The following is a 1,982-nucleotide window of genomic DNA, read 5'->3' as shown; positions in this document are numbered from 1 at the left end:
CTTACTCAAACCTAGCCAATATTGACTATTAGATAGGTTTGACGTTTTCTTTCTGCTTCATTGTCACGCGCTATTTCTCATTTGAGATTTAGACTGACCACGACTCCACAGACTTTTTTAATTGGCGATGGAACTCACCGTCCAATAAACAGGATTATGCAGCTGTTAAAATAACAGTCGCGTTATTTAAAATATTGATGCTGGCGTTGAGGTCACGGTCATGAGAAACCTGACAGTTAGGGCACAACCACTCACGCATTTTCAATGTTAGCTCATCTTTACCAAGGATATGATTGCAGTTTGAACAGGTTTTTGAGCTTGGGTAGAAGGGTCCGACTGATTTCACAACCTTGCCTTGCTCAGTGGCTTTGTAGATAAGCTGTCGCTTAAACTCAAAGAAACCCAAGTCACTGATAGCTCTTGATAGCCGCCTGTTCTTAACCATACCTTTGACATTCAAATCCTCAATCGCAATCACATCGAACTCATTAACCAGACTTGTTGTGATTTGATGGAGAGAATCTTGCCTAATACACCTGATCTTATAGTGCAAACGAGAGAGCTTGGTTTTCGCTTTTTCTCTGTTTTTACTGCCTTTTTTAGTGCGACTGAGCGCTTTGTTTAGCGTTCTTAGTTTTTTAAGGTTTGCTTGAAGTGGTTTTGGCGCTTTAATTTTAGTGCCGTCTGATAAAACCAGTAAGTCGGTAATACCAAGATCAACACCAACGCTTTTACCTGTCTTTTTAGTAGGAATTACAGCTTTTTGTATTTCAACAGCCACACTAACAAACCACTTACCGCCACGTTTAGAGATGGTGGCTGACATGATCTTGCCGTCAAAACGTAAAGCTTCTTTTAAGCGAACCCAGCCCAAGTTTGGGATACGAATGGATTTACCTTTAATGGCAAATTGGTCGTTGGATAAACTGAATCTATCGTCACGGCCTTTTTTACGAGCGGTTGGGTATTTCGCTAAGCCTTTAAAGAAGTTGTTATAAGCATCACCCAACTGCATGATTGCCGCCTGCGGAGCGCATTTGGTCACTTCCAGCATATAGGGGAATAATTCACGCTTAATGGCGTTCAATTCGCGTCTGAGCTTCGCCTGTGAGGGCTTGTTTAGATTTTTAGTATCAACCTCAACGCCTGCGGCCAAACACGCATCACGGTACGCTTTGTCAAGCGCATACTGCCGCTGCCACTCATGCAAAGCCCAGTTGTAGGCTTTTCTCGCCACGCCACAAGCACGAGCAAGGTGATTTGCCTGTACGTTGTTTGGCTTGAGTTCGATAATGTGTCCACGGATCATAATGCTTTTTTAACCGCCTCTATTAATTGTTGGTTTTTCTTGCTGCGAGAGCCGTATAGCCTCGCTGAAAATACGGTGATAATCTCCAATACATCTTGGGCTAATTCTTGCTCAAAACTCAACTCTTCACCTTGATTGATTATTACCACTTCAACGTCACGAGCCTCACACAACATGAAAACCAGTTCTGCACCAAATCGTAAAAGCCTGTCTTTATGGGTAATTACCAGCCGTTCAACTTTATTGCTCAGTATGTCATCAAGCAGGTTTTTTAAGCCTTTCTTTTTATAATTCATTCCACTACCAAGATCGGTAATCGTCTCAAAAGTCCAGCCTTGCCTGGCACAATAAAGTTCCAAAACTTGAGACTGGCGAAGTAAGTCGTCTTTTTGATCACGACTCGACACACGAGCATAAGCAATGGTTTTTCGGTCTAATTTAGGTGGTGTATTCAAGGAATGCGGTCTGATTTCACTTAAATCATATCGCCTATGCCCGTTTTCGGTTCGCTTGGCGACTAACGTACCATCCTCATCCCAACGTCTTAATGTGGATTGAGCAACCCCGAAATGTTTGGCAGCCTCCCCAATACTAACCAGTTTCCCCATAACTTGCTCTCTATATTATAGATATAATCTATCTATTATAGTAATAAATAGGTAGGTTTGTATAT

At 42.2% G+C, this 1,982-nt stretch carries 2 protein-coding genes; both read right to left on the bottom strand.

What is annotated here, in order from left to right; all coding sequences use genetic code 11:
* Positions 1 to 154: 154 nt before the first annotated feature.
* Complete coding sequence (locus tag H9653_RS12295) at positions 155 to 1,309, bottom strand: RNA-guided endonuclease InsQ/TnpB family protein (protein ID WP_093071385.1); 1,155 nt, start codon at positions 1,307 to 1,309, stop codon at positions 155 to 157.
* A complete protein-coding gene (locus tag H9653_RS12290; RefSeq protein WP_068404139.1) occupies positions 1,306 to 1,917 on the bottom strand; it encodes an IS607 family transposase in 612 nt (203 codons plus the stop codon). Before H9653_RS12290 ends, H9653_RS12295 begins: the two co-directional genes overlap by 4 nt.
* Positions 1,918 to 1,982: the final 65 nt, after the last annotated feature.

The organism is Psychrobacter communis (assembly GCF_014836505.1).
Lineage (GTDB): Bacteria > Pseudomonadota > Gammaproteobacteria > Pseudomonadales > Moraxellaceae > Psychrobacter > Psychrobacter faecalis.
The sequence above is the reverse complement of the archived record's forward strand: the minus strand, read 5'-3'. Positions and strand labels throughout refer to the sequence as shown.